This window comes from Martelella sp. AMO21009, assembly GCF_053484295.1.
Genome location: NZ_JBAKFR010000024.1, coordinates 19,412 through 42,310 on the forward strand (window position 1 = coordinate 19,412; position 22,899 = coordinate 42,310).

Sequence of the window (22,899 nt, forward strand, 5' to 3'; positions counted from 1 at the left end):
GGCTGCCCTTGCGCGCAATTGTCCCGTCATAAATGTCCACCTGAGCCACATTAGTATGTATTCGTTGATGCAATAGCAAGAAAAATCCAATCCACGGTAATATTTGAGAAATTGCCGAATCTGCTTTATTACGACGCAAGGTTGTGGCGAAGGCCGATATGTTTCGGACGGCGTCACGTTTTTGCCATGCGTCTGGCCTTAAACGGGAGGCCTTGAAGGCGAAAGCGGGTTTGCACGGAAAGTCCGGTGAGAGGTGGCATGAGGGGAAGGCAGCAAAGCCTTGTTTTTGCACGATTGACGATGCTGGTCCTTCGACCTTTGTTAGTCGTTCTCGCTTTGGCGTGCGCGCTTTCGCCATCCGCTCCGGCGCTTGCGTCCGACAAGGATGCCGCCGCGCCGCTGATCGCGTACAACGCGCTGCTTGTCGGCGATGACGCGCGGGCCCGGCTGGTGGTGGATTTCGATCGCGAGCCCGAATTCAGCTATCACTATCTGAAAGACCCGGCGCGGCTGGTGATCACGCTGCCCGCCACCGCTTTTGGGTTTTCCGATGACGCGGTCGGCGCGCGCGGGCTGATCAGCGACATCCGCTACGGCGTCACCGGGCCCGGTCAGTCGCGCATCGTGCTCTCGGCGCGCGAGCCGATCCAGATGACGCTTGCGGAAGTGCGCGAGGAAGGCGACGCCGGCTTCCGTCTGGTGATCGACCTCGCGATCGCTGACGAGGCGGTCTTCGAGAAGCTTCTCGCCGGCCGGCAGGAGACGCCTGCCGCAGCCTTTGCCCGGCAGGATGTTGCCGCGCCGGAGGAGGACGACAGTTTCGTGGTCGCCATCGATGCTGGCCATGGCGGCATCGACACCGGGGCGATCGGCGAGGATACCCGCACGCTGGAAAAGGACATCACCCTCGATTTCGCCCGCGCCTTCGCCCGCAAGCTGCAGGCGGTGCCCGGCTATGATTCCTATCTGACGCGCGACGACGACATCTATCTGTCGCTCACCAGACGCGTCGAACTGGCCCGCCAGCATGGCGCGGACCTGTTCATTTCGCTGCATGCCGATTCGCTCAACCAGCCGGATATTTCGGGCGCGACTGTCTACACGCTCTCCGACCGGGCCTCCGACCGTCTGGCCGCGGCGCTTGCCAAGCGCGAAAACCTTTCCAACGAGATCATGGGGATCGAGGCCTCGGTCGAGCCGGAGGAGGTGACCGACATCCTGCTGGATCTGACGCGGCGCGAGACCCAGAGCTTTTCGATTTCGCTCGCGGATCAGGTTGTCGCCTCTTTCGAGGGGCAGATCAGCCTGATCAACAACCCGCACCGCTATGCGGGCTTCATGGTCTTGAGAGCGCCGGATATTCCGTCGATCCTGCTCGAGATCGGATTCCTGTCCAATCCCGAGGATGAGAAGCGCATGCTCGATCCGGTCTGGCGCGACAAGCTCGTCGGCAGGCTGGTCGATGCGGTGACGCGCTATCGCAGCCCTATGGTATCGGCCATGCCATAGGCCGTTCGGACGATAAAGAGAGGTTTATCAAAGCTGTCGTCGCAAAAAGCGCACATTCGTTGTAAAAAGGATGACGGGGTATTTTAATTCGGGCCAGCGGGCGATATCTGCGATAAATCGATGGCGGCGAAGGCGGGGCGATGCGGGAAAGCATCGGCAAAGCCTGCCGGAAACCCGGGGCGCGGCCAAGGCTGCGTCACCGGCGCCGCGTTCAGGACAAGGTATGAAAAACACGTGACTGTGATCAAGTTCATCGGATATCTCTTCGGCATCGCATGCGCGCTTTTCCTGGTCGTTGCGGTCGGCATCGGGATCTATCTCGGCAATGTGGCGAAGGACCTTCCGGACTACGAGGTGCTTGCGCAATACACGCCCCCGGTGACGACCCGCGTCTATGCCGGAAATGGCGAACTGATGGCCGAATATGCCCATGAGCGGCGCCTGTTCTTGCCGATCGATGCCATTCCGATGCGGGTGCGCGGCGCTTTCCTTTCGGCGGAGGACAAGAATTTCTACACCCATCCCGGCATCGACGTCGTTGGTCTGGCCCGCGCGGTGGTCACGAACGTGAAGAATATGGGCACCGGTCGTCGCCCCGTCGGCGCCTCGACGATTACCCAGCAGGTCGCCAAGAACTTCCTTCTGACCTCGGACCAGACCTATGAGCGCAAGGTCAAGGAGGCGATCCTGTCCTTCCGTATCGAACAGGCCTATTCCAAGGACACGATCCTGGAACTCTACCTCAACGAGGTCTATTTCGGCCGCAACGCCTTCGGCATCGCCGATGCCGCGCTGACCTATTTCGACAAGCCGGTCTCGGACCTGACGATTGCCGAAAGCGCCTATCTCGCCGCTGTGCTGAAGGGACCGGCCAATTACGATCCCTATCGCCATCCCGATGCCGCGATCGAACGCCGCAACTGGGTGATCAGCCGCATGGAGGAAAACGGCTATATCACCGCCGCGGAGGCGGACCTCGCCCGCGCCGAGCCGCTTGGCGTGGTTTCGGGCTACCAGAACCAGCCCGTTGTCGGCGATGAATATTTCGCCGAGGCCGTGCGGCGCGAGCTGAAGGACGAGTATGGCGAGGAAATGCTTTACGAGGGCGGGCTTTCGGTGCGCACCTCGCTTGATCCGCAGATGCAGCTTTATGCCCAGGAAGCGCTGCGTGACGGGCTGATCAAGTACGACGAGGCCGCCGGCTATCGCGGGCCGATCGACCAGATCTCGACGGCAGAGGACTGGGGCCCGGCGCTGGCGAAGATGACGCCGCTCTGGGACGTGCGGGACTGGCAGATCGCGGTCGTGCTTAGCGTCAGCGCGGACGGGGCCGAGATCGGCCTGCGTCCGCCGCTCGATGCCGCCGGTCGGGTGGCCGAGGCGCGCGATACCGGCTTTATCCCCGCTGCCGACATGAAATGGGCCTATCGCTTCCTCGAAAAGGGCAAGAAGAACGCCACCAGTCCCGAAGGCGTGCTGTCGCCGGGCGATGTCGTCTACGTGCAGCCGACGGGCGAGGGGAATAATTACCGCCTTCGCCAGGTGCCAAAGGTGCAGGGCGGCCTGGTGGCCATGGACCCGGAAACGGGCCGCGTGCTTGCCATGGTCGGCGGTTTCTCCTTTGCCAAGAGCCAGTTCAACCGCGCCACTCAGGCGATGCGTCAGCCGGGCTCCTCGTTCAAGCCGTTCGTCTACGCCGCGGCGCTCGACAATGGTTACACCCCTGCTTCCGTGGTCATGGACGCGCCGGTGGAGTTCATGTCGGGCGGAGAGCTGTGGAAGCCGCAGAACTATTCCGGCGACTTCTCCGGTCCGCAGACGCTGCGCACCGGGATCGAGAAATCGAAGAACCTGATGACGGTGCGCCTTGCCAACGACCTCGGCATGGAAACGGTCGCCGATTATGCCGAGCGCTTCGGCATATATGACCACATGGACCCGGTGCTGGCCATGTCGCTCGGCTCCGGCGAGACGACGGTGATGCGGCTGGTTTCGGCCTATGCGGTGATCGCCAATGGCGGCAAGCAGGTCAACCCGACGCTGATCGACCGTATCCAGGATCGTTACGGCAAGACCATCTTCAAGCATGAGGAGCGCGAGTGCGAAAACTGCAACGCGCCGGTCTGGAGCGGCCAGGGCGAGCCGATCCTGGTGGATGCCCGCCAGCAGGTGCTGGACCCGATGACCTCCTACCAGATCACCTCGATGATGGAGGGCGTGGTGCAGCGCGGAACGGCGGCAAGCGCGGTCAAGCTCGACCGCCCGGTTGCCGGCAAGACCGGCACCACCAATGACGAGAAGGATGCCTGGTTCGTCGGCTTCACGCCCAATCTCGTGGCCGGCCTCTATATCGGTTTTGACCAGCCCGCCACGCTTGGGCGCCATGGCACCGGCGGCGGGCTCGCGGCCCCGATCTTCAACGAGTTCATGACCAACGCGCTGAAGACGCTGCCGAAGGAAAACTTCATCGAGCCGGAAGGCATGACCAATATCGCGGTCAACCGCTCCACCGGCATGCGCGCCTCCGGCTCCGGTCCCAATGTCATCATGGAGGCGTTCAAGCCCGGCTCCGGCCCGGCGGAAGCCTTCGACGTGATCGACATGAGCAGCTACAAGTCGCCCGAGCAGATCCTGCGTGAATCCCCGCAGGCCCAGAAGGCGATCTCCACCGGTTCCAGCGGCCTCTATTGAGGCGGCGGCGGGGTTTACATCCGCCCGCCGCCCCCTTATTCACCGGCCAAACGGATTTTCAGGAACGACAGAGAGTATCATGCGCGCGGAAATCGAAGGTATTGTCGACGATATCAAGCAGGGTGTTGGCCTGCTGAGGAGGCATCTTTGACTGGGATCAGGCAATCAAACGGCTGGACTGGCTGAACAACAAGGCAGAAGACCCCAATATCTGGAATGATGCCGCAGAAGCGCAGAAATTGATGCGCGAGCGCCAGCTTCTGGAAGATGGCATTTCCGCCGTGCGCCGGGTCGAAAACGAGCTTTCCGACAATATCGAACTGATCGAACTCGGTGAGGAAGAGGGCGACGAGGACGTCGTGCGCGATGCCGAACAGGGCCTGCGCAAGATGCTCGCCGATGTCGAGCGTCGTCAGGTGGAGGCCATGCTCTCCGGCGAGGCCGACGGCAACGACACCTATCTCGAAGTCCATTCCGGCGCGGGCGGCACGGAAAGCCAGGACTGGGCCAACATGCTGCTTCGCATGTACACCCGCTGGGCCGAGCGGCAGGGCTACAAGGTCGAGGTGCTGGAAGTTCATGACGGCGAAGAGGCCGGCATCAAGTCCGCGACCATCCACGTCAAGGGCCACAATGCCTATGGCTGGCTGAAGACTGAATCCGGCGTGCACCGTCTGGTGCGGATTTCGCCCTATGACAGCAATGCGCGCCGTCACACCTCGTTCTCTTCCGTCTGGGTCTATCCCGTGGTCGACGATTCGATCGAGATCGACATCAACGAGAGCGATTGCCGGATCGATACCTATCGCTCCTCCGGCGCCGGCGGCCAGCACGTCAACACTACGGACTCTGCCGTGCGCATCACCCACATCCCGACCGGGATCGTGGTGCAGTGCCAGCAGGAACGCTCCCAGCACAAGAACCGCGCAAAGGCGTGGGACATGCTGCGCGCCCGCCTTTACGAGGCCGAATTGCAGAAGCGCGAGGACGCGGCCAACCAGGAAGCGGCCTCCAAGACCGATATCGGCTGGGGCCACCAGATCCGCTCCTACGTGCTGCAGCCCTACCAACTCGTCAAGGACCTGCGCACCGGCGTTGAAAGCACATCGCCCTCGGACGTTCTCGACGGCGCGCTGACGCCCTTCATGGAAGCAGCGCTCGCCCACCGCATCGAAGGCAACAGCGAGGGCGTCGAGGATATCGACTGAGCTTCATTGAAGCCGCATTAAAAAAGCCGCGCCGGATTTGCTTCGGCGCGGCTTTTTCGTATTTGTCTGCCTGCAACCTTACATCAGTTGCTGCATGAACTGGACGGTCGGCCAGCCATCGGCGGGCAGGCCGAGGCGGAGCTGTTCGGCGCGTACGGCGTTGCGGGTGCCAGCACCCAGAATGCCGTCGATATCGCCGACGTCGTAACCCTTCTGCGCCAGTACGCGCTGGAGCCGCTTCATCTGGCTGTCGCTCAGGCCGCGTTCGGGATTGCCGGCATTATAGGCAGGCGCGCCCTCGAACCGGGTCGCGAAGAAGGCGACCGAGGTGGTGTAGATGAAGGACTGGTTCCATTCCAGATAGACGTTGAAGTTGGGATAGGCCAGGAATGCCGGTCCGAACCGGCCCTGCGGCATCAGAAGCGCGGCCGGCAGATTTCCAAATCGGGTATTGCCGTCGCGCGGCTGCACGCCGAGCTTGAACCATTGGCCGGCGGTCAGCCCGCCGCCGAAGCCGGTCTTGTCCCAGGGCAGGTTCTGCGGCAGCACCACTTCCTGGATCCAGGGTTCGCCCGGACGCCAGCCGAGGCTGCGGATATAGTTCGCGGCGGTCAGAAGCGCGTCGGGGGAGCTCTTCTTGACGCGCACATGGCCATCGCCATCGCCATCGACGCCGAAGCGGATGATATCCTCAGGCAGCATCTGCACCTGGCCGAGCTCGCCGGCCCAGGCGCCGGTCTCGGTCGCCGGATCGAAATCGCCGTGCTGGGTCATCTCGATCAGCGCGATAAGCTGCGGACGGAAGATTTCCGGGCGGCGGCAGTCATAGGACAGCGTGACCAGCGCGTCACGGGTATTGAAATCGCCCTGGACGGCGCCGAAATCGGTCTCCATCGCCCAGAAGGCGGTCAGAACGCCGGCGGGAACGCCGAATTCGCGGCGGGCGCGGTCAAAGGTGCTGGCATATTGCTGCATCTTCTTCTTGCCGGTCTGCAGACGCGAATTGCTGGCGGTGCGCTGCGAAAATTCGAGGAAGGTCTGCTTGAACACGCCCTGCGCGCGGTCGCGGTTCAGCACGCTCTGGCTGACGGAAGCGCCGGAAAGCACGGCGTCGGCTGCCTGCGGCGAAAGCCCGCGCTGGACGGCCTCGGCCTTGACCCCGCTCAGAAAACTGCCGAAATCGCCGCCGCATTGCTGGGCGGCAACGGGGCCGGCGAAAAGTGATGTCAGTCCGGCGGCAACGACAACCGCCCGGATCGATTTTGAAAGCATGGACGTCTCCTCAGAAACTTTCGGCCCGCGCGGGACCCGTCAGATCGGTTCGCACGCTAACCTAGACCACCTAAGCTTTCATTAAAAACTGAAATTGTTGCTTATGCGCGAAGGATGGCGTGCCAGGCATAGCCGCGCCCGATGGTTTCGAACCGAAGTTCGGCGTCGATCGCCTCGGCCTCAAGCACGGCCACCATATCGGCGCGCGGCGTCACGTGAAATTTCGCGAGCCACGCCAGAAGCCCTGCGCGGAACCACGCCGGCAGCCCCTCCTGCTGGCCGAAGTCGACGATATGCAGCGAGCCGCCGGGATTGAGGGCGCGTCTTGCGAGTTTTACGGCCTGCTGCCAGTCGGGGATCATGGAAAGGCCATAGGAGATGACGATGCGGTCGAAGCCGGTCTCGCCCAATATGGCCGGCGTGAAATCGCAGGCATCGGCGGCGACGAGCACGGGCGGCTCGGCGGCATTCGCGAATTTGGCGCGGGCGGTGACCAGCATCTGCTCCGATATATCAAGGCCGTAAAGCCGCGCGCCGGGGTAGCGCTTGGCAATGCTGACCAGATTGCGGCCGGTGCCGCAGGCAATTTCCAGCACCTTGTCGCCCGGCGCGCAGTCCAGGCCATCGATCAGGCGATCGCGGCCGAAAAGATAGTATTTCCGCGTGAGGTCATAGACATGCCGCTGATAGCGGTACATCGCGTCCATGGCAGCGGCGTGGTCGCGCGCCGGAACGTCAGCCATTCCGCGTTTTCTCGTAGATATGGAAGCCGCCGTAAATCGCCGAACGGTCGAGCATGCCGAGTTCCCTGGAGGTCTGCGCGAGATAGGTCCATTGCCCGGCAGTTTCCGGGTGGAGCCGGCCTTCGATGATGCTTTTCTCGCCGGCGGTGCGGAAGATCACCCGCGCGCCCTCCCGCGCGGTCCGGGTGATTTCGCTCCACAACGCATTGATCTGCGCGTCGTTCATCCAGTCCTGCGCGTCGAGCAGGACATAGCGGTCCACGCTTTCGGCGGGCTTTCCCGCGAGCAATTCGGTGAAGTTTGCGTGGTGGACCGTCGCGCGCTCGGCATTGGCGCGGATGGCCGGGAAGGCTGCTTCCTGAAGATAGGTCGGCATCGGCCCATCGTCCGGGTAGCGGCGGGCAAAGGCCTGCCAGGCGAAGTAGTTCTCGTGTAGCGGGAACTGGCAGGCGAGCTTTTCCAGCCTTTGCCGCAGCACGGGGGCGAGCGTGCCGGTCTCACTCGACTTCGCAAGCTCCTCATATTGCCGCGGCGGAATGCCGAGGCCGAACAGCGATGATTTCCGCGCCGTCGTCCAGCGGATCAGCGGCTTGTCGAACAGCGGCGCGATCCGTTCGTCGAAGAACCGGCGCTGTTCGCGCATGGAGCGCGCCTGCGTCAGTTCGGTGATATCGACGCCGTGGAGGCGGGCCACCAGATGACCGGCGCCGATGAAATTGCCGAGCAGGCCGGTGCGGTAGATATTGCGCTCGAACACCGAGATGCGCTTGCGGCCGAGGCCGTCGCGGCCTTCCCAGTAGCGCCGGGTTTCAGCATCGAGATGCGGCGCGATGTGGGTCTCGTAGTCGCGCGCGCTGCCATTCTCGCCATTGCCGAACAGGCGTAGCACCGCCTCGTGGTCGGGCAGGTGCCGGAAGGCGGCGAGCTTCAGCCGGTTGAGCGCGATATGGTGGGTGTTGAGATCGACAACGTCGATATGTTCGGGGCCGCGGCTGAGATAGGCGAGCACATTGCAGCCGCCCGAGCCGATGGTGACGATGCGATGATCGGGACCGAGTTCCATCGCGGCGATGTCGACATCCGGGTCTTCCCAGATCTGCGGATAGACGAGGCCGGAGAACAGCAGCCCGAAAAACCGTTCCGAAAGGCCTTCCCGGCTGAAGGCCTTGTGCTGCAGCAGCGCCGATTTGAGCCGCCCGGTTTTGCCTCTGCCGTATTCGACTGCACTCATCGCTTTTCGCCCTCTGTCGCGCGCGGACTTCACGCGCCGCGTCTTCGAGCAGGGCTAGCGCGCTTGTGCTACGCTTTGATGACGATGCGTGGCCAGTCCACAGACGCCGCGATCAGGCGGCGTCCTTGCGGAAGCGGGCGGAGACCCGCGGCAGGCCGGAGCGCAGCAGCCGGGCGACGCGCTCGCGCCGGGCGGCATCCTGGCGCTGGTTGAGCCGGGCAAGGACCGGACGTGCGAAGGCGGCGTAAACCAGAAGCGCCGAGACGCTTGCCGCCAGATGGGCGACCGCGAGCATCTTTGCCGTTTCGAGATTGGCAGTCGATGCGCCGATGAACAGCACCAGCACCGCAGCGGCCAGCGCCGTTTCCCGGGCCGCGCCGTCGCGACAGCGCATCCCCTGCCAGATGCTCCGCAAGGGCTGGGGTTTGGCGATATTGTCGTTATCGGCGCCGGGGAAGGGGCGTTTGAGGCCGGAAAAACCCTTCACCACCGCGATGACGATCACAACGCAGGCGACGATCCGCGCGAGCGCCATGCCGCTCGGCATAACGCTGACGAAGGCCATGGCCGCCGCAAGGCCGATGCCGAAAAAGATGGCGCGGGCGAGCAATATGCCGAGGCCGACCGCCGGCAGGGCCTTCAGCCCGCGCTGATAGCGCCTGTCGGCGAAATCCAGCATTCGACCCGAAGGCAGAGAGAAGAGCAGGAAAACGAGCGCGGCGTATGCCGCCACGATACCGGTACTCAAGGGCATTCCTCCATCCGCAATGATTATAAAAACCCTCGCGGCGGAAAAGGTCAATCGGCGGGGGCGATTTCCTGGCCGATTTCCTCCATTGCGGCAATGAACCACGGCGTTTCGATCTCGAAGCTGCCGCCGCCCTTGATTCGGTCGAATTCGATCGTGCGCAACTGCCCGCTGCGTTCCACATCATGGCCGGTGACGCCCGAAACGCCGTCCAGCGCGCTTTCCACGGCAAGATCCACCATGGAGTGAATCAGCCTCAGATCATCATTGTTGGCCGGGGCCGAACGGGCATAATAGCCGGATTTCTGCACCATTGCGCGCTCGGCGCCAAGCAGGGAGGCGAACTGTTTGGCGAACCAGTCGCCGACATTGATGGTGTCGAGCTTGACGTGGCCGAAGGCGTCGCGGGCGATCGATGCTCCGGAAGCCTCTCGCTCGGCGACGATGGCGTCGAGGCAGGCGCCTTCCGAAACGAACAGCGATACGGTGCCGTTTTCGTCCATCACCTGCTTCAGACGGTCCGCTTCCTGTTCCAGGTTGAAGGCGGTTTCCGGCAGGTAGACACCGTCGATCATCTTCATCGCCCGGTTCATCAGCATGCCGTCCACGAATTCGGTCGATTTGATCCGGTCGAGATAGGCGCGCGCGGTGGCCGCCGTCAGCCAGCCGCAGCTCCGGCCCATCACCTCGTGGATGATCAACGTGCGGGGCGCGGCGCTCTGCTCGTTGGAGATATTGTCGAAAAAGGCCGCGCCGTATTCTGCCGCAGTCCATGCGCCGAGCGTCTGGCGGATCGGCTTGACGTCGTTGTCGACCGTCTTGGGCAGGCCGACCACGGTCAGGTCGTAACCATTGGTCTTGAGATAGGCGGCGAGATCGGCCGCGGTCGTATTGGTGTCGTCGCCGCCGATCGTGTGGAGAATAGTGATTCCGTCCTTCGTCAACTGCTCGGCGGCAACCTGCAGCGGATCGGCGCCTTCCGGCACCAGGCCGCGCTTTTCGCAATCCTTGCGGTTGGTGAGCTTCACCCGGCTGTTGCCGATCGGCGAGCCGCCGAACTTGTGCAGGAGATGAGCCTGCTGGCGGATATTGGGCGTGATCGTCATGCTGTCGCCGGTCAGAAGCCCGGCATAGCCGGAGCGATAGGCGATGATCTGGGTGTCGGGCGCAATGTCCGAATAGCGCTCGATCAGCCCGCCAACGGCGGAGGAAAGGCAGGGGGCAAGCCCCCCGGCGGTGAGCATGGCGACTTTGTGCTGGGACATCGGACCTCTTTCCTGGCTGCGACTTCGCGACATGGATGCGTCAGCCGCGCCGGGGTGTAAAGACCGTTCAGCAATAAAATCGGTTTGACGCGGCTGGCATGCAACTGGAAACTCTTTCAGAGTAAACCAGGTTTCTTTTTGCTTGCCGTAGATAGGTGACCAGCGATCACGACGTAGGCGTTCACCCCAGAACCCGCGCCTGCGCCAGGGGTTGCTGGACCAGCGGCGGGAAGTCGTCGGGGGTGATGGTTTCCTTTTCCAGCAGCATGCGCGCGCCATCGTCGAGGTCCTTGCGGCGCTGGTTGAGGACTTCCTTGGCGCGTTCATAAGCCTCGTCGATCAGCTTGCGGATCGCGAGGTCGATCTCGCGGGCGGTGACGTCGGAATAATCCTTGGCGCCGCCCATGCCGGGGGCCTCGGGCATGTATTGGGCGCGCTTCTGTTCCAGCGCCGCCTGGCCGATATCCGGGTCCATGCCGAAACTCATGACGTATTGACGGGCGATATCGGTGACGCGGGCGAGATCGTCGGAGGCGCCGGTGGAGATTTCGCCGTAGACGATGTCTTCCGCCGCCCGGCCCGCAAGCAGCACCACCATGCGGTCGCGTAGTTCGCCTGCGGTGATCAGGAAGCGGTCCTCGGTCGGGCGCTGCATGGTGTAACCGAGCGCGCCGATAGAGCGCGGGATGATCGAGATCTTGTGCACCGGATCGGTCTTGGGCAGGGCGGCTGCGGCCAGCGCATGGCCCATTTCGTGAAAGGCGACGCGTTCGCGTTCGTCCGGGTTCAGCAGCCTTCCGCGCCGTTCGGACCCGGCGACGATGCGCTCCACGGCCTGGGTGAAGTCTTCCATCGTCACCTTCTCGCCGCCGCGCCTTGTCGCGAAGATCGCGGCCTCGTTGACGAGGTTGGCGAGATCGGCGCCGGAAAAGCCCGGCGTCAACGCCGCGACCTGGCCGGCGTCGACATCTTCGGCAAGCCGGATTTTCTTCATGTGAACGGCGAGGATGGCGGCGCGGCCGGTGCGTTCCGGGCGGTCCATCACCACCTGACGGTCGAAGCGGCCGGCCCGCGTCAGCGCCGGGTCGAGCACTTCCGGCCGGTTGGTGGCGGCCAGGATAACGATGCCGGCGGCGGGATCGAAGCCGTCGAGTTCCACCAGAAGCTGGTTCAGCGTCTGCTCCTTCTCGTCATTGCCGCCCATGCCGAAGGAATTGCGGGCGCGGCCCAGCGCGTCGAGCTCATCGATGAAGATGATGCAGGGCGCCATCTCGCGGGCCTGCTTGAACAGATCGCGCACGCGCGCAGCCCCCACGCCGACGAACATCTCGACGAATTCCGAGCCGGAGATCGAGAAGAAGGTGACGCCGGCCTCGCCCGCGACCGCCTTGGCGATCAGCGTCTTGCCGGTGCCGGGCGGGCCGACCAGCAGCAGGCCTTTCGGAATATGCGCGCCGAGCCGGCCGTATTTCTCGCGTTCGGTGAGGAAGGAGACGACTTCCTTCAGTTCGAGCTTGGCCTCGTCGGCGCCGGCCACGTCGTCAAAGGTCACCCCGGTATTGCGCTCGACATAGATCTTGGCCTTGGACTTGCCGATATTCATCATGCCGCCCAAGCCCATGCCCTGCTTTTCGGCGAACTTGCGGAAGAACCAGGCCCAGATCGCGAAGAAGATCACGATCGGCAGTACCCAGGAGAGGATTTGTGTCAGCAGCGAGTGATCGGGAACGCCGGTGACATCGACCTTGTATTTGTCGAAATCGACCGCCAGTTCCTGCGGAACGCGGTAGGTGACGAAATATTCCTTGCCGTCCACCGCTGTCTTGAACTTGCCCTCGATGGTGTTTTCGGCGATCGCGACCGACTGGACCTGGCCCTTCTCGATGTAGCTGATCATATCGGAATAGCTGATCCGCGCGACGTCGCGCGCCGTGAACCAGAGCTGGAATCCAATCACAATCAGGAAGGCCACCAGAAAATAGCCAAGGTTGAATGTATTCTTGCGTTCCATGGCGCGAATTCTCCCGGTCGTGCGTGCCTTGCCAATGTCTATAGCCACCCGCTTGCCGGGCAGGCAATGGGAAAAGGCGGGCGCGGCGCTGGAACGCGCGCAGGGCGGGGCGAAAATGTCGCAGCGCGATCACGAAAAATTTCTGATTGAACCAGTCGGTTCGACTTGCATGCGTCGCCGTTTTTGTCCAATCTTGCGATTCTTGAGAAGGCGGGTCTCACCGCCGGGAGCCTGTTGAATGTCATTCTGGGAAAAACTGGTCCATTTCGTCAGCCAGTCCACCGGCAACGTCCTGTCGGGCGTGGTCGAAGCCGTGCGCACGCTGTTCGAGGGCGACCCCGAAACCCGCCGCCAGGTGGCGTTTTCCGTTTCGCTGATCGCGCTTTCGGCGAAGATGGCGAAGGCCGACGGATTCGTGACCATGGAAGAGGTCGCCGCTTTCCACGAGATTTTCGAAATCCCGGAGGAAGAGCGCGTCAACGTCGCCCGGCTTTATAACCTCGCCCGGCAGGATATCGCCGGTTACGATGCCTATGCGCGCAAGCTCAAGGGGCTCTGCTCGGAGGGCGAGGAAGGTTGCCCGCTGCTGGAAGAGGTCATTGACGGCCTGTTCCATATCGCTAAGGCTGACGGGAATATCCACGAGAAGGAACTGGATTTCCTGGCTCATGTCGCCGAGATCTTCGGCATCAGCGAGGCCCGTTTCCAGACCATCTGCGCGCGTCATATGGATATGGGCGATCGCGACCCCTACGGCGTGCTCGGCGTCTCCCGCAATGATGACTTCAAGACCATCCGCAGCCGCTATCGCGCGCTGGTGGCCGAAAACCATCCCGACCGGTTGATCGCACGCGGCGTGCCCAAGGAATTCCATGCCGCGGCGAATGACCGCATGGCCCGCATCAATGCGGCCTATGAGGCGATCGAGCGCGATCAGCGGGCGGCATGACATGAGTGCTGCGCGTCTCCGCCTGCTTTTTGCTGCGGCCTTCATCCCCGCCGGACCTGTCCTGGCCGCCGATGACGGACTTGCGACCGCGAAGGCCATGGTCGTCGCCGCCCATCCCGGACAGTGCGAGAGCGACCTTGCCGAACGCTTCGACGGGCTTGAAGATCAGGCGTTCGACGTGTCATGGCCGGAGACCCGCTATGACGGGACGGTGGAGGATGTGAAGGGGCGGCTCTACCAGATCACCTGCGGCATCGGCGCCTATAACGTCGCCGTGGCCTATGTCTTTGCCCGCGAGGACGGCTTTCCGGAAGAGGGCGAGATTGTATCCTTCGCTGCGCCCGCTTATTCCGTCGATTACGAGCCCGGCGACGACACCTATACCAAGCTGGTCCGCGATCCCGAGGTCACCGGCTTTTCGGCCGGCACGATCCTGGTCAATCCGGAGTTCGATGCCGAGACCAACACGATCTCCACCTTCGAGAAATGGCGCGGTCTGGGGGATGCCTATTCCGCCGGGCGCTGGACGCTCGACAAGGGCAGTTTCGTGCTCCAGCACTATGTTATCGATCCGATCTACGAGGCCAATCTCGAAGACCCGCCCGAAGCGCTGATCGATACCCAATTCACGCTGTATGACGCCGGCCCCTGAAGCGTCCCTTGAGCCGAAACCGTTATCTTTCCCTTGCATTGACGGCCCGGCTCGGTGAAGCTTCGCCAAACTTCCAGGGAGCGGGTCGTGACACGACATTTCAGGACAATCATCATCGGGCGCGGTCTGATGGGCGCAGCAGCCGCGCGCCATCTGGCGGGCATGGAAGAGGGCGTCGCCGTCATCGGACCGGACGAGCCGGCGGACAAGGCGGCCCACACCGGCGTCTTCGCCAGCCATTATGATGAGGGCCGCATTACCCGCACCATCGACCGCAATCCGGTCTGGGCGCGGCTCGCCAATCGTTCGATCGCGCGCTACCGGGATATCGAGCGTGACAGCGGCATCGACTTCTTCGGCGAGGTCGGCGCGCTGATCGTCGGGCCGGGGCGCTCGCGCGGGCGCTATGTCGAAACCATCATGGATGCCGCCGGGCAATGCGGCGCGTCGGCGGAGATTGTTGAAGGGGCGGGGCTTCGGGAGAAATTCCCTTACTTCGCCTTCGCGCCGAAAACGGAGGGCGTGTTCGAACCGCGCCGTGCCGGCTATATCTCGCCGCGCCGGCTTGTTGCAGCGCAGTCCCTTCTTGCCAGAAAGGCCGGGGCGGAGGTGATTGCCGCGACCGTGACCGAGGTGAGCGATGGCGGCGCGCGTGTCAGCGTCACCACCGATGCCGGCGAAACGATGACGGCCGACAAGGTTCTGGTGGCCGCCGGCGGCTTCACCATCAACGAGAAGCTTCTGCCGGCGAAGATCGATCTCACCGTCTTTGCCCGCACCATCGCCTATTTCGAGGTTGATGAGGAGGAAGCCCGGTCGCTTTCGGCCATGCCAAGCCTGATCTACAAGGCGGAATTTGACGAGGACGGCATCTATCTTCTGCCGCCGATCCGCTATCCCGATGGCCGCTGGTATATCAAGATCGGCGGTGATCCCGAAGATGTGCCGCTTTCAAGCGAAGCGGATATCCGCGACTGGTTCCGCTCGAAGGGGCATAACGCCACGCGCGAGCATCTGACCCGGATCATCTGCGAGCTGATGCCGAAGCTGAAGGTGCTGCAATCGGAAACCGGCACCTGCGTGACGACCTATTCGGCTTCGGGTTATCCGATGATCGGCTTTTCGCCGTCACCGCGGATTGCGGTGCTGACGGCCGGCTGCGGGGCGGCGGCCAAGAGTTCCGACGAGATCGGCCGGCTCGGCGCGGTGCTGATGGCCAAGGGCACGCTTGCGGGCGAGGGCTACCCGGACGATTTCGCGCCGTCGTTTTCGTAATCTCTTTCCTTCCATCCCAAAACGCACTAGGAAGGCCCGACCAGTTGGCCGGGCGGCCGCGCTTTGCCAATGCCGAAAGGCGGCAGGGTGAGGAAAGTCCGGGCTCCACGGAAACACGGTGCCGGAGAAAGTCCGGCGGGGGCGACCCCAGAGACAGTGCCACAGAAAGCAAACCGCCCGGCTTTTGCCGGGTAAGGGTGAAAGGGTGGGGTAAGAGCCCACCGCGCCGGCGGCAACGCAAGGCGGCACGGTAAACCTCACCGGGAGCAAAACCGAATAGGGATGACGCGGCGCTTGTCGCCAGCCTGTTTCCAGGCCGGTCGTCCGGGTGGGTTGCGAGAGGCAGCGCGCAAGCGTTGTCCCAGATGAATGGCCGCCACGTTTTGCGGGCAACCGCAAAGCCATACAGAACCCGGCTTACAGGCCAACTGGTCATTTCCTTTTTTCATTCAAAAACGGGCGCTTGGGCGCGCCGTTTGGCATGTCGCAATGAAAGCTTTCGTTAAGGGCGGGCTGATAGAATCAGCCTTTCTGAAAGTGCTGTCGACACGGTTAATAACGGCTTATCCCATTGACGCCCAAATCTGCCCATGTTATCCCATTAAGCATAAATTCGCTGCCCGATGCGGATGCGGCTTCCGGGCAGCGCGATGGCTTTAAGTGTTTGTTTTTCATGCTGAGTTCGCCCGACGGGCGGTTTGGTTTTCCAGGGTATTCCTTTGGGTTGGCGGCCCGCGAGTGGCTGCTTGAGACGTCGGTAGTAGCGCGTAATGAACCGGTTTCTGTCCAACGCGACCAAGAAGGTCGACGCCAAGGGAAGGGTGTCGGTGCCTGCGGTATTCCGCACGGTGCTGGCGGAGCGGAATATCACGGAGCTTTACTGCTTCCAGGATTTCGTCTTCCCGGCAATCAGCATCGGCGGTCCCGATCTGCTCGACCGCTTCGAGCGGCAGATCGATCAGGAGGACCCGTTCTCGGCGGAAGCAAACAGCATGTCGCTGCTGATCCATGGTGGCGGCGTGTTCGCGAAACTCGATGCCGAGGGGCGGTTGATGGTCACGGACTTCATCCGCGATTTCACCGGCATCGATACGGAGGTCACATTTGTGGGGCGGGCGGATCACTTCCAGCTTTGGGAGCCGCAGGCATTTCAGGAAGCGCAGGCGCAAGCGCGCAAGGCCCGTCTCGGCGGGCGGGCGGGCGCCTGATGAAACGGGGAAACGGAATGGCGGGGAATCCTGGCACAGAAGATGCCAATGGCGGACCGGTTCGTCACATTCCGGTTATGCTTGCCGAGGTGCTGGCTCAGTTGAAGCCGGCGCCCGGCAAGATCATTCTCGACGGCACGTTCGGCGCGGGCGGCTACTCCAGCGCGCTGCTAGAGCAAGGCGCCGAGGTCATCGGCCTCGATCGCGATCCGAACGCGATCGCCGCTGCCAAGAACCTTCTCGCGCGCTACCCGCGCCTCTCTCTGCATCACGCCCGTTTCTCCACACTCGATCGCTTTGCTCCGGAAGGCGGGCTTGACGGCGTGGTGCTGGATATCGGCGTCTCCTCCATGCAGATCGATGAGGCCGAGCGCGGTTTCTCCTTCCAGAAGAACGGCCCGCTCGACATGCGCATGTCGGGTGAGGGCGTTTCCGCCGCCGATGTCGTCAACCGTGCGAAGGTCGGGGACCTGACGCGGATTTTCGGCATTCTCGGCGAGGAAAAGAATGCCGGCCGCATCGCCCGCGCGATCGAGAAGAAGCGCGCCGAGGAGCCCTTTGCGACCACCCGCGACCTTGCCGGGCTGATCGAGATCGTCACCCCGCGCCGCGCCAAGGACAAGATCCATCCGGCAACCCGCGTGTTCCAGGCGCTGCGCGTCTATGTCAATGACGAGCTCGGCGAACTGGCCGGTGCATTGCTTGCGGCCGAACGCGCGCTGAAGCCCGGCGGCGTGCTGGCGGTGGTCACCTTCCATTCGCTGGAAGACCGGATCGTCAAGCAGTTCATCTCGGCGCGCCTCGGCAAGGCCGGCGGCTCGCGCCACCTGCCCGAAGTCCCGCCGGCGCCCGCACTTTTCGACCAGCCGGGCAAGGCCATGATTGCGGCGAGCGAGGCCGAGGCCGCGGAGAACCCGCGGGCGCGCTCGGCCAAGCTCCGCGCTGCGATCCGCACCGCGGCGCCGGCGCCTGAAACCGGGCTCGATGCCTTCGGCCTGCCGTCTCTCGCCGATATTTCCCGCCTTGGAGGCGCCTGATGCTTCGTCCGCTCGATCTCATCCTTATTCTGGTCATGGTCGCGACCGCGACGGTCACCTACACGATCAAATACAGCGTCGAGGCGACCTATGACGAGGTGCGCGCGCTCGATGACCAGATCGCGCTGGAGCAGAATAATATCGACCTTCTCAAGGCCGACGAGGCGCTGTTGACCCAGCCCGCGCGGATGGCGCGGCTTGCCGAGTTCTTCGCGGCCGAGCTTGACCTGCACCCGGCCGAACCGGAGCAGATTGCAACGCTCGACCAGCTTCCCCCCATCAAAGCCGAGCCCGTCGAAGAGGAGCTGCCGCCGCTGATGGCCGGCGACGCCCCCGATGGCACGGATATCGTCATAACCGGATCGGTGACACCATGATCAAGCTTCCCGGCATCCTCAAACTGAAGCCCAGACTGAAGCCCAAGGCGCGCCGCGTTGCGAAGGCACAGCCAGAAGTTGCGGAGTCCAACGTGTTTCAGGGCACGGCCAAGAAGCGGGTCAATCTGGCGCGCAGCCGCGTCGGCTTCGTTACCTTCGCCTTCGTCGCCGTCTATGCCGTAATCGGCGGACGGCTGGTGCATTATTCGCTGGCCAAGGATGATGGCGCGGTTGCCCGCGCGGCCATGCCGCTGACGCTGGCGCGCCGCCCGGATATCGTCGACCGCAACGGCGCGGTGCTGGCGACCGACGTCCGGATGATGTCGCTCTATGCCGATCCCTCGATGATCACCAGCGCCGACGATGTTCTCGATGCGCTGTTGCCGATCTTTCCCGATCTCGATGCCAAGCGCGCCTATCGGTTGCTGAACTCCAAGGGCGAATTCGTGTGGCTGAAGCGGCAGATCACGCCCAAGCAACAGAGCCAGGTGCTGGCCGCCGGCGTGCCGGGCGTCGGCTTCCGCCCGGAAGTGCACCGCTTTTATCCCGGCGGCCCGCAGGCGGCTCACGTCCTCGGTCTCGTCGATATCGACAATCGCGGCCTGTCCGGCATCGAGCGCTACATGGACAAGACCGACGGCATTTCCGGCCTGATGGGACTCGGTCTGTCGGGCGCGATGGACCTGAAGCCGTTCGAGACCTCGATCGATCTGCGCGTGCAGAGCATCCTGCGCGACGTTCTGGTGGAGGGCGTCAACAAGTTCCACGCCATCGGCGCCACCGGCACTGTTTTGAACGTGAATACCGGAGAGATCATTGCGCTGGCATCCGTGCCCGATTTCGACCCGAACAATCCGCCGCCGGCGACCGATCCGCGGATGCTGAACGACGCGATCACCGGCGTTTACGAAATGGGCTCGACCTTCAAGGCCTTCACGCTGGCCATGGGGCTGGAATCCGGCAAGTTCAACATGAACAGCCTTGTGGACGCGAAAACGCCGCTGATCTTCGGCCGCTCGCGCATCCGCGACGACCACGCCCAGAACCGGATTCTGACCTATCCCGAAGTCTTCACCTATTCCTCCAATATCGGCGCGTCGCGCATCGCCGCCGCTGTCGGTCCGGATTACCAGCGTACTTTCCTTGAGAATCTCGGCCTGCTCGACAAGATGGATACCGAGATCGGCGGCGCGGGAACGCCCCAGCGCCCGCAGAAATGGGGTGGCGTCTTTTCCGCGACCGTGTCCTTCGGCCAGGGCGTGACCACGACCTCGCTGCAGACGGCAGCCGCCGCGGCGGCGCTCGTCAATGGCGGCAAGCTTCTGACGCCGACCTTCCTGCCGCGCAGCCGCGAGGAGGCCGACCGGATCGCCAAGCACGTGGTCTCCAAGGAAACCAGCGACAAGATGCGCTATCTGCTCAGGCTGAACGGTACGGACGGCTCGGGCCGCAACGGCCAGGTGCCGGGCTACCGCGTTGGCGGCAAGACCGGCACGTCGGAGAAGATTATCGATGGGAAATATTCGAAAGATCGCAATTTCAACGCTTTTCTTGCCGCATTTCCCATGGACAACCCGCAATATGTCGTCCTGGTGACGATTGACGATGCCAAGAAGGTCGAGGGGGTCCCCGGTCGTACGGCCGCCTGGAACGCCGGGCCGATGAATGGCGAAATCATTCGCCGGACGGCGCCAATCCTCGGCGTTGATCCCGATTTCGGCGCGGAAGGGGCAGCCCTCCTCGCCTCCTACTGATGCCATGCCATCCGGCCCGCCGGGTGCAGAACAGAGACTGACACGATGAAACTGAGCGCTCTCGCCGGAACGGCCTTTCCCGAACTGAATGCGGCGCTTGCCGGCAGCGCCGGCGCGCTCGATATCACCTCTCTGACCGCCGACAGCCGCAAGGCCGGGCCCGGCGCGCTGTTCGTGGCGATCGCTGGCAGCAAGGCGGATGGCGCTGCCTTCATCGACGACGCCGCCAAGCGCGGCGCGGTCGCGGCGATTAGCGCTTCGCCTCACGACGACGCCCGCATCCCTGTGCTCACAGTTGAAAACCCGCGCGCCTTTCTGGCGATCGCCGCCGCCCGGTTCTACGACGCGCAGCCGGAAACCATGGTGGCCGTCACCGGCACGGCGGGTAAGACCTCCGTCGCCTCCTTCACCCGTCAAATCTGGGCGCAAGCCGGCCTTTCCGCCGCGATGATCGGCACCACCGGCGTCACGGCGCCCGGCCGCACCGAATATGGTTCTCTGACCACGCCCGATCCGGTGGCGCTTCATGCGCTGCTTGCCGAGCTTGCGCGCGACGGCGTCACCCATGGCGCGATGGAGGCCTCCAGTCACGGGCTCGACCAGTACCGGCTCGACGGCGTTCGGCTTTCGGCCGGCGCGTTCACCAATCTCGGCCGCGACCACATGGATTATCATCCGACCGTGGAGCATTATTTCGCGGCCAAGATGCAGCTTTTCGAGCGGGTTCTGCCGACCGGTTCGCCGGCCATTATCAACGCCGATGACGAATGGTCGGATCGCGCGATTGCCGCGGCGGAAGGCGCTGGCCAGCGCGTGCTCACCGTCGGTCGCAAGGGTGAATTTCTGGCGCTGAAGCGCGTCGAGCAGAAGCGCGACAGCCAGTTTGCCGAAATCCTGCATGACGGCACGATCTACGAGGTGCGGCTGCCGCTTGCCGGCGAGTTCCAGATTTCGAACGCGCTGGTTGCCGCCGGGCTTGCGATTGCAACGGGCGTTGACGCGAGGACGGCGCTTCTGGCGCTGGAAAAGGTGGAAGGCGCTGCCGGCCGGCTTCAGCTTGCGGGTAAGGCCGAAAATGGCGCTCTTGCCTATATCGATTACGCCCACAAGCCCGATGCGCTGGAAAAGGTGCTCACTGCGGTGCGGCCGTTCACCACCGGCCGGGTTATTGTGGTCTTCGGCTGCGGCGGCGATCGCGACAAGGGCAAGCGTCCGATCATGGGCGAAATCGCTACCCGGCTTGCCGATATCGTAATCGTCACCGATGACAATCCGCGCTCCGAGGTGCCCGCCGTAATTCGCTCGGAGATACTGGCGGCAGCACCCGATGCCACCGAGATTGGCGACCGGGCCGAGGCGATCGCCCACGCCGTCGCGCTTTTGCAGACGGGCGATACATTGATCGTAGCCGGCAAGGGGCATGAGGAAGGGCAGACGGCGGGCGGCGTGACCCGGCCCTTCTCCGACCTTGCCGAAGTCAAGAAGGCATTGGAGGGCCGCGCATCGTGAGTTTGCTTTGGACATCAGCCGAAATGGTCGAGGCCATGGACGGGCGTCCGGTGGGCGAACTGCCGGAAGGCGTTACGGGCATTTCCATCGACAGCCGCACGATCTCCCATGGCGAGGCATTCTTCGCCATCGTCGGCGACCGTGTGGATGGCCATAAATTCGCAGGGCTCGCCGCCAAGAACGGCGCGACGCTGCTGGTGGTGGCCGAGGCCAAGCTGCCGGCGCTGGGAAGGCTGACCTGCGGCATGATCGTCGTCGATGATGTGCTGGAAGCCATGGGGCGTCTGGCGATGGCGGCAAGGGCGCGCACCGACGCCCGGATCATCGCCGTCACGGGGTCGGTCGGCAAGACCAGCACCAAGGAGATGCTGGCGGCGGGGCTGAACGCCTCCGGCAAGGTCCATGCGGCGGTGGCGTCGTTCAACAATCACTGGGGCGTGCCGCTGACGCTTGCCCGCATGCCGGCCGATACCGAATTCGGCGTTTTCGAGATCGGCATGAACCATTCCGGCGAAATCCGGCCGCTGACGAAAATGGTGCGCCCGCATGTGGCGGTAATCACCACCGTTGCCCCCGTCCATATCGGCAACTTCTCCGGCATCAAGGAAATCATCGCGGCCAAGGCCGAGATTTTCGAGGGCCTGGAACCGGACGGCGCTGCGATCCTGAATCGCGATATCGATGCCTTCGACAACCTGGCGCGGATCGCCCGGCGCTTTGGCGCGCGCATCGTCTCCTTCGGCGAACATGCCAAGGCCGATTACCGCCTGCTGGAATACCGCACCGTCAGCGACAAGCGCACCGAGCGCGGCCATGTGCTCGCAGCCCTTGGCACGGAGGAGCCGACCGCCTTCAACCTTGGTCTGCCGGGCCAGCACATGGCTGAAAATGCGCTTGCGGCCCTTGCCGCGATCGCGGAAGCAGGCGGCGATGTCCAGGCTGCGCTCGGCGCGTTCGAGACCGTCGAGCAGATGAAGGGCAGGGGACGGCGTCAGCGCCTGAAGGCGCCCGATGGCATCTTTACGCTGATCGACGAAAGCTATAATGCCAACCCGGCCTCGATGCGGGCGGCGCTGGAGCTTCTGGGCTCCGGCAACGAACCCGGACGGCGCATCGCGGTGCTCGGCGACATGCTCGAGCTCGGCGACTATGCCCGCGACGCGCATGAGGCGCTCGCCGGTCCGCTGGTCGCGGCCGGGGTCACCCATGTGTGGCTTGCCGGCGACGAGATGCAGGCGCTGCGTGAGGCGCTGCCGGAAAGCATTGTTGTGGAATATCGCGACAACGCCGCCGAATTGGCTGAATTCGCCGTTGGCGCTGTCGCGGCCGGCGACACGATAATGCTAAAGTCGTCAAACGGAATGGGATTCGGCGTCATCGTTCAGAAACTGACCGAGACCTATCCGGCGGAAGGGTAAACCGGGCGTAAACAATTTCGTGGCATACCGGTGTTCAACATG

General features: G+C 63.4%; 18 protein-coding genes and 1 other RNA gene. 13 read left to right on the plus strand and 6 right to left on the minus strand.

All coding sequences use genetic code 11. The features are described from left to right. Positions 1-300 precede the first annotated feature (300 nt). The 3 genes from V6766_RS19755 to prfB all read left to right on the plus strand — a co-directional run bounded on the left by V6766_RS19755 (position 301) and on the right by prfB (position 5,408). Complete coding sequence (locus V6766_RS19755) at positions 301-1,509, plus strand: N-acetylmuramoyl-L-alanine amidase (protein ID WP_448469370.1); 1,209 nt, start codon at positions 301-303, stop codon at positions 1,507-1,509. Positions 1,510-1,749: 240 nt separating this feature from the next. Next, on the plus strand, positions 1,750-4,200 hold the full coding sequence (locus V6766_RS19760; protein WP_448469433.1) for a penicillin-binding protein 1A: 2,451 nt from the start codon (positions 1,750-1,752) through the stop codon (positions 4,198-4,200). 79 nt (positions 4,201-4,279) lie between these two features. After that, a protein-coding gene (gene prfB, locus V6766_RS19765) for a peptide chain release factor 2 (RefSeq protein ID WP_448469372.1) occupies positions 4,280-5,408 on the plus strand; the annotation gives its coding sequence in 2 pieces (ribosomal slippage) (positions 4,280-4,348 and positions 4,350-5,408; 1,128 coding nt in all). Positions 5,409-5,486: 78 nt separating this feature from the next. Here the strand turns inward: prfB and V6766_RS19770 are convergent. From V6766_RS19770 to ftsH, 6 genes are all read right to left on the minus strand, one after another. Continuing rightward, positions 5,487-6,680, minus strand: a complete 1,194-nt coding sequence (locus V6766_RS19770; protein WP_448469374.1) for a lytic murein transglycosylase — start codon at positions 6,678-6,680, stop codon at positions 5,487-5,489. A 101-nt stretch (positions 6,681-6,781) separates the two neighbouring features. Further along, the gene (locus V6766_RS19775; RefSeq protein ID WP_448469376.1) at positions 6,782-7,423 is read right to left on the minus strand and encodes a class I SAM-dependent methyltransferase; all 642 of its coding nucleotides are present in this window, start codon (positions 7,421-7,423) and stop codon (positions 6,782-6,784) included. Then, positions 7,416-8,654: a DUF3419 family protein gene (locus V6766_RS19780; protein ID WP_448469378.1), complete on the minus strand. Its 1,239-nt coding sequence runs from the start codon at positions 8,652-8,654 to the stop codon at positions 7,416-7,418. Before V6766_RS19780 ends, V6766_RS19775 begins: the two co-directional genes overlap by 8 nt. Before the next feature lie 112 nt (positions 8,655-8,766). Next, positions 8,767-9,408, minus strand: a complete 642-nt coding sequence (locus V6766_RS19785; RefSeq protein ID WP_448469380.1) for a hypothetical protein — start codon at positions 9,406-9,408, stop codon at positions 8,767-8,769. Positions 9,409-9,452: 44 nt separating this feature from the next. Then, on the minus strand, positions 9,453-10,667 hold the full coding sequence (locus V6766_RS19790; protein ID WP_448469382.1) for a pyrophosphate--fructose-6-phosphate 1-phosphotransferase: 1,215 nt from the start codon (positions 10,665-10,667) through the stop codon (positions 9,453-9,455). A 181-nt stretch (positions 10,668-10,848) separates the two neighbouring features. After that, on the minus strand, positions 10,849-12,678 hold the full coding sequence (gene ftsH / locus V6766_RS19795) for an ATP-dependent zinc metalloprotease FtsH (RefSeq protein ID WP_448469384.1): 1,830 nt from the start codon (positions 12,676-12,678) through the stop codon (positions 10,849-10,851). Between the two features lie 238 nt (positions 12,679-12,916). Here ftsH and V6766_RS19800 point away from each other — a divergent pair, with 238 nt between their 5' ends. The 10 genes from V6766_RS19800 (at position 12,917) to V6766_RS19845 (ending at position 22,857) form a co-directional block, all read left to right on the plus strand. Beyond that, positions 12,917-13,627, plus strand: a complete 711-nt coding sequence (locus tag V6766_RS19800) for a TerB family tellurite resistance protein (protein ID WP_448469386.1) — start codon at positions 12,917-12,919, stop codon at positions 13,625-13,627. Between the two features lies 1 nt (position 13,628). Continuing rightward, positions 13,629-14,279, plus strand: a complete 651-nt coding sequence (locus V6766_RS19805; protein ID WP_448469388.1) for a DUF1176 domain-containing protein — start codon at positions 13,629-13,631, stop codon at positions 14,277-14,279. Between the two features lie 87 nt (positions 14,280-14,366). Then, positions 14,367-15,554: an NAD(P)/FAD-dependent oxidoreductase gene (locus V6766_RS19810; RefSeq protein ID WP_448469390.1), complete on the plus strand. Its 1,188-nt coding sequence runs from the start codon at positions 14,367-14,369 to the stop codon at positions 15,552-15,554. Positions 15,555-15,594: 40 nt separating this feature from the next. Then, an RNA gene (gene rnpB, locus V6766_RS19815) (RNase P RNA component class A) lies at positions 15,595-15,990 on the plus strand. A gap of 334 nt (positions 15,991-16,324) precedes the next feature. Next, entirely contained in the window at positions 16,325-16,762 is a 438-nt protein-coding gene (gene mraZ, locus V6766_RS19820; RefSeq protein ID WP_018063609.1) for a division/cell wall cluster transcriptional repressor MraZ, read from the plus strand. Positions 16,763-16,779: 17 nt separating this feature from the next. Further along, on the plus strand, positions 16,780-17,799 hold the full coding sequence (gene rsmH, locus V6766_RS19825; RefSeq protein WP_448469392.1) for a 16S rRNA (cytosine(1402)-N(4))-methyltransferase RsmH: 1,020 nt from the start codon (positions 16,780-16,782) through the stop codon (positions 17,797-17,799). Beyond that, positions 17,799-18,176: a cell division protein FtsL gene (ftsL, locus tag V6766_RS19830; protein ID WP_347442995.1), complete on the plus strand. Its 378-nt coding sequence runs from the start codon at positions 17,799-17,801 to the stop codon at positions 18,174-18,176. The genes rsmH and ftsL overlap by 1 nt, the downstream gene beginning before the upstream one ends. After that, on the plus strand, positions 18,173-19,930 hold the full coding sequence (locus V6766_RS19835; protein WP_448469395.1) for a peptidoglycan D,D-transpeptidase FtsI family protein: 1,758 nt from the start codon (positions 18,173-18,175) through the stop codon (positions 19,928-19,930). Before ftsL ends, V6766_RS19835 begins: the two co-directional genes overlap by 4 nt. Before the next feature lie 45 nt (positions 19,931-19,975). Beyond that, complete coding sequence (locus tag V6766_RS19840; protein ID WP_448469397.1) at positions 19,976-21,439, plus strand: UDP-N-acetylmuramoyl-L-alanyl-D-glutamate--2,6-diaminopimelate ligase; 1,464 nt, start codon at positions 19,976-19,978, stop codon at positions 21,437-21,439. Further along, a complete protein-coding gene (locus V6766_RS19845; protein ID WP_448469399.1) occupies positions 21,436-22,857 on the plus strand; it encodes a UDP-N-acetylmuramoylalanyl-D-glutamyl-2,6-diaminopimelate--D-alanyl-D-alanine ligase in 1,422 nt (473 codons plus the stop codon). The genes V6766_RS19840 and V6766_RS19845 overlap by 4 nt, the downstream gene beginning before the upstream one ends. The last annotated feature ends 42 nt before the right edge of the window (positions 22,858-22,899 follow it).

Coding starts and splice junctions, on each gene's coding strand:
- V6766_RS19755 (WP_448469370.1), top strand. CDS start 301: ATGCTGGTCCTTCGACCTTTGTTAGTCGTTCTCGCTTTGGCGTGCGCG.
- V6766_RS19770 (WP_448469374.1), bottom strand. CDS start 6,680: ATGCTTTCAAAATCGATCCGGGCGGTTGTCGTTGCCGCCGGACTGACA.
- V6766_RS19775 (WP_448469376.1), bottom strand. CDS start 7,423: ATGGCTGACGTTCCGGCGCGCGACCACGCCGCTGCCATGGACGCGATG.
- V6766_RS19780 (WP_448469378.1), bottom strand. CDS start 8,654: ATGAGTGCAGTCGAATACGGCAGAGGCAAAACCGGGCGGCTCAAATCG.
- V6766_RS19785 (WP_448469380.1), bottom strand. CDS start 9,408: ATGCCCTTGAGTACCGGTATCGTGGCGGCATACGCCGCGCTCGTTTTC.
- V6766_RS19790 (WP_448469382.1), bottom strand. CDS start 10,667: ATGTCCCAGCACAAAGTCGCCATGCTCACCGCCGGGGGGCTTGCCCCC.
- ftsH (WP_448469384.1), bottom strand. CDS start 12,678: ATGGAACGCAAGAATACATTCAACCTTGGCTATTTTCTGGTGGCCTTC.
- V6766_RS19800 (WP_448469386.1), top strand. CDS start 12,917: ATGTCATTCTGGGAAAAACTGGTCCATTTCGTCAGCCAGTCCACCGGC.
- V6766_RS19805 (WP_448469388.1), top strand. CDS start 13,629: ATGAGTGCTGCGCGTCTCCGCCTGCTTTTTGCTGCGGCCTTCATCCCC.
- mraZ (WP_018063609.1), top strand. CDS start 16,325: ATGAACCGGTTTCTGTCCAACGCGACCAAGAAGGTCGACGCCAAGGGA.
- rsmH (WP_448469392.1), top strand. CDS start 16,780: ATGGCGGGGAATCCTGGCACAGAAGATGCCAATGGCGGACCGGTTCGT.
- ftsL (WP_347442995.1), top strand. CDS start 17,799: ATGCTTCGTCCGCTCGATCTCATCCTTATTCTGGTCATGGTCGCGACC.
- V6766_RS19835 (WP_448469395.1), top strand. CDS start 18,173: ATGATCAAGCTTCCCGGCATCCTCAAACTGAAGCCCAGACTGAAGCCC.
- V6766_RS19840 (WP_448469397.1), top strand. CDS start 19,976: ATGAAACTGAGCGCTCTCGCCGGAACGGCCTTTCCCGAACTGAATGCG.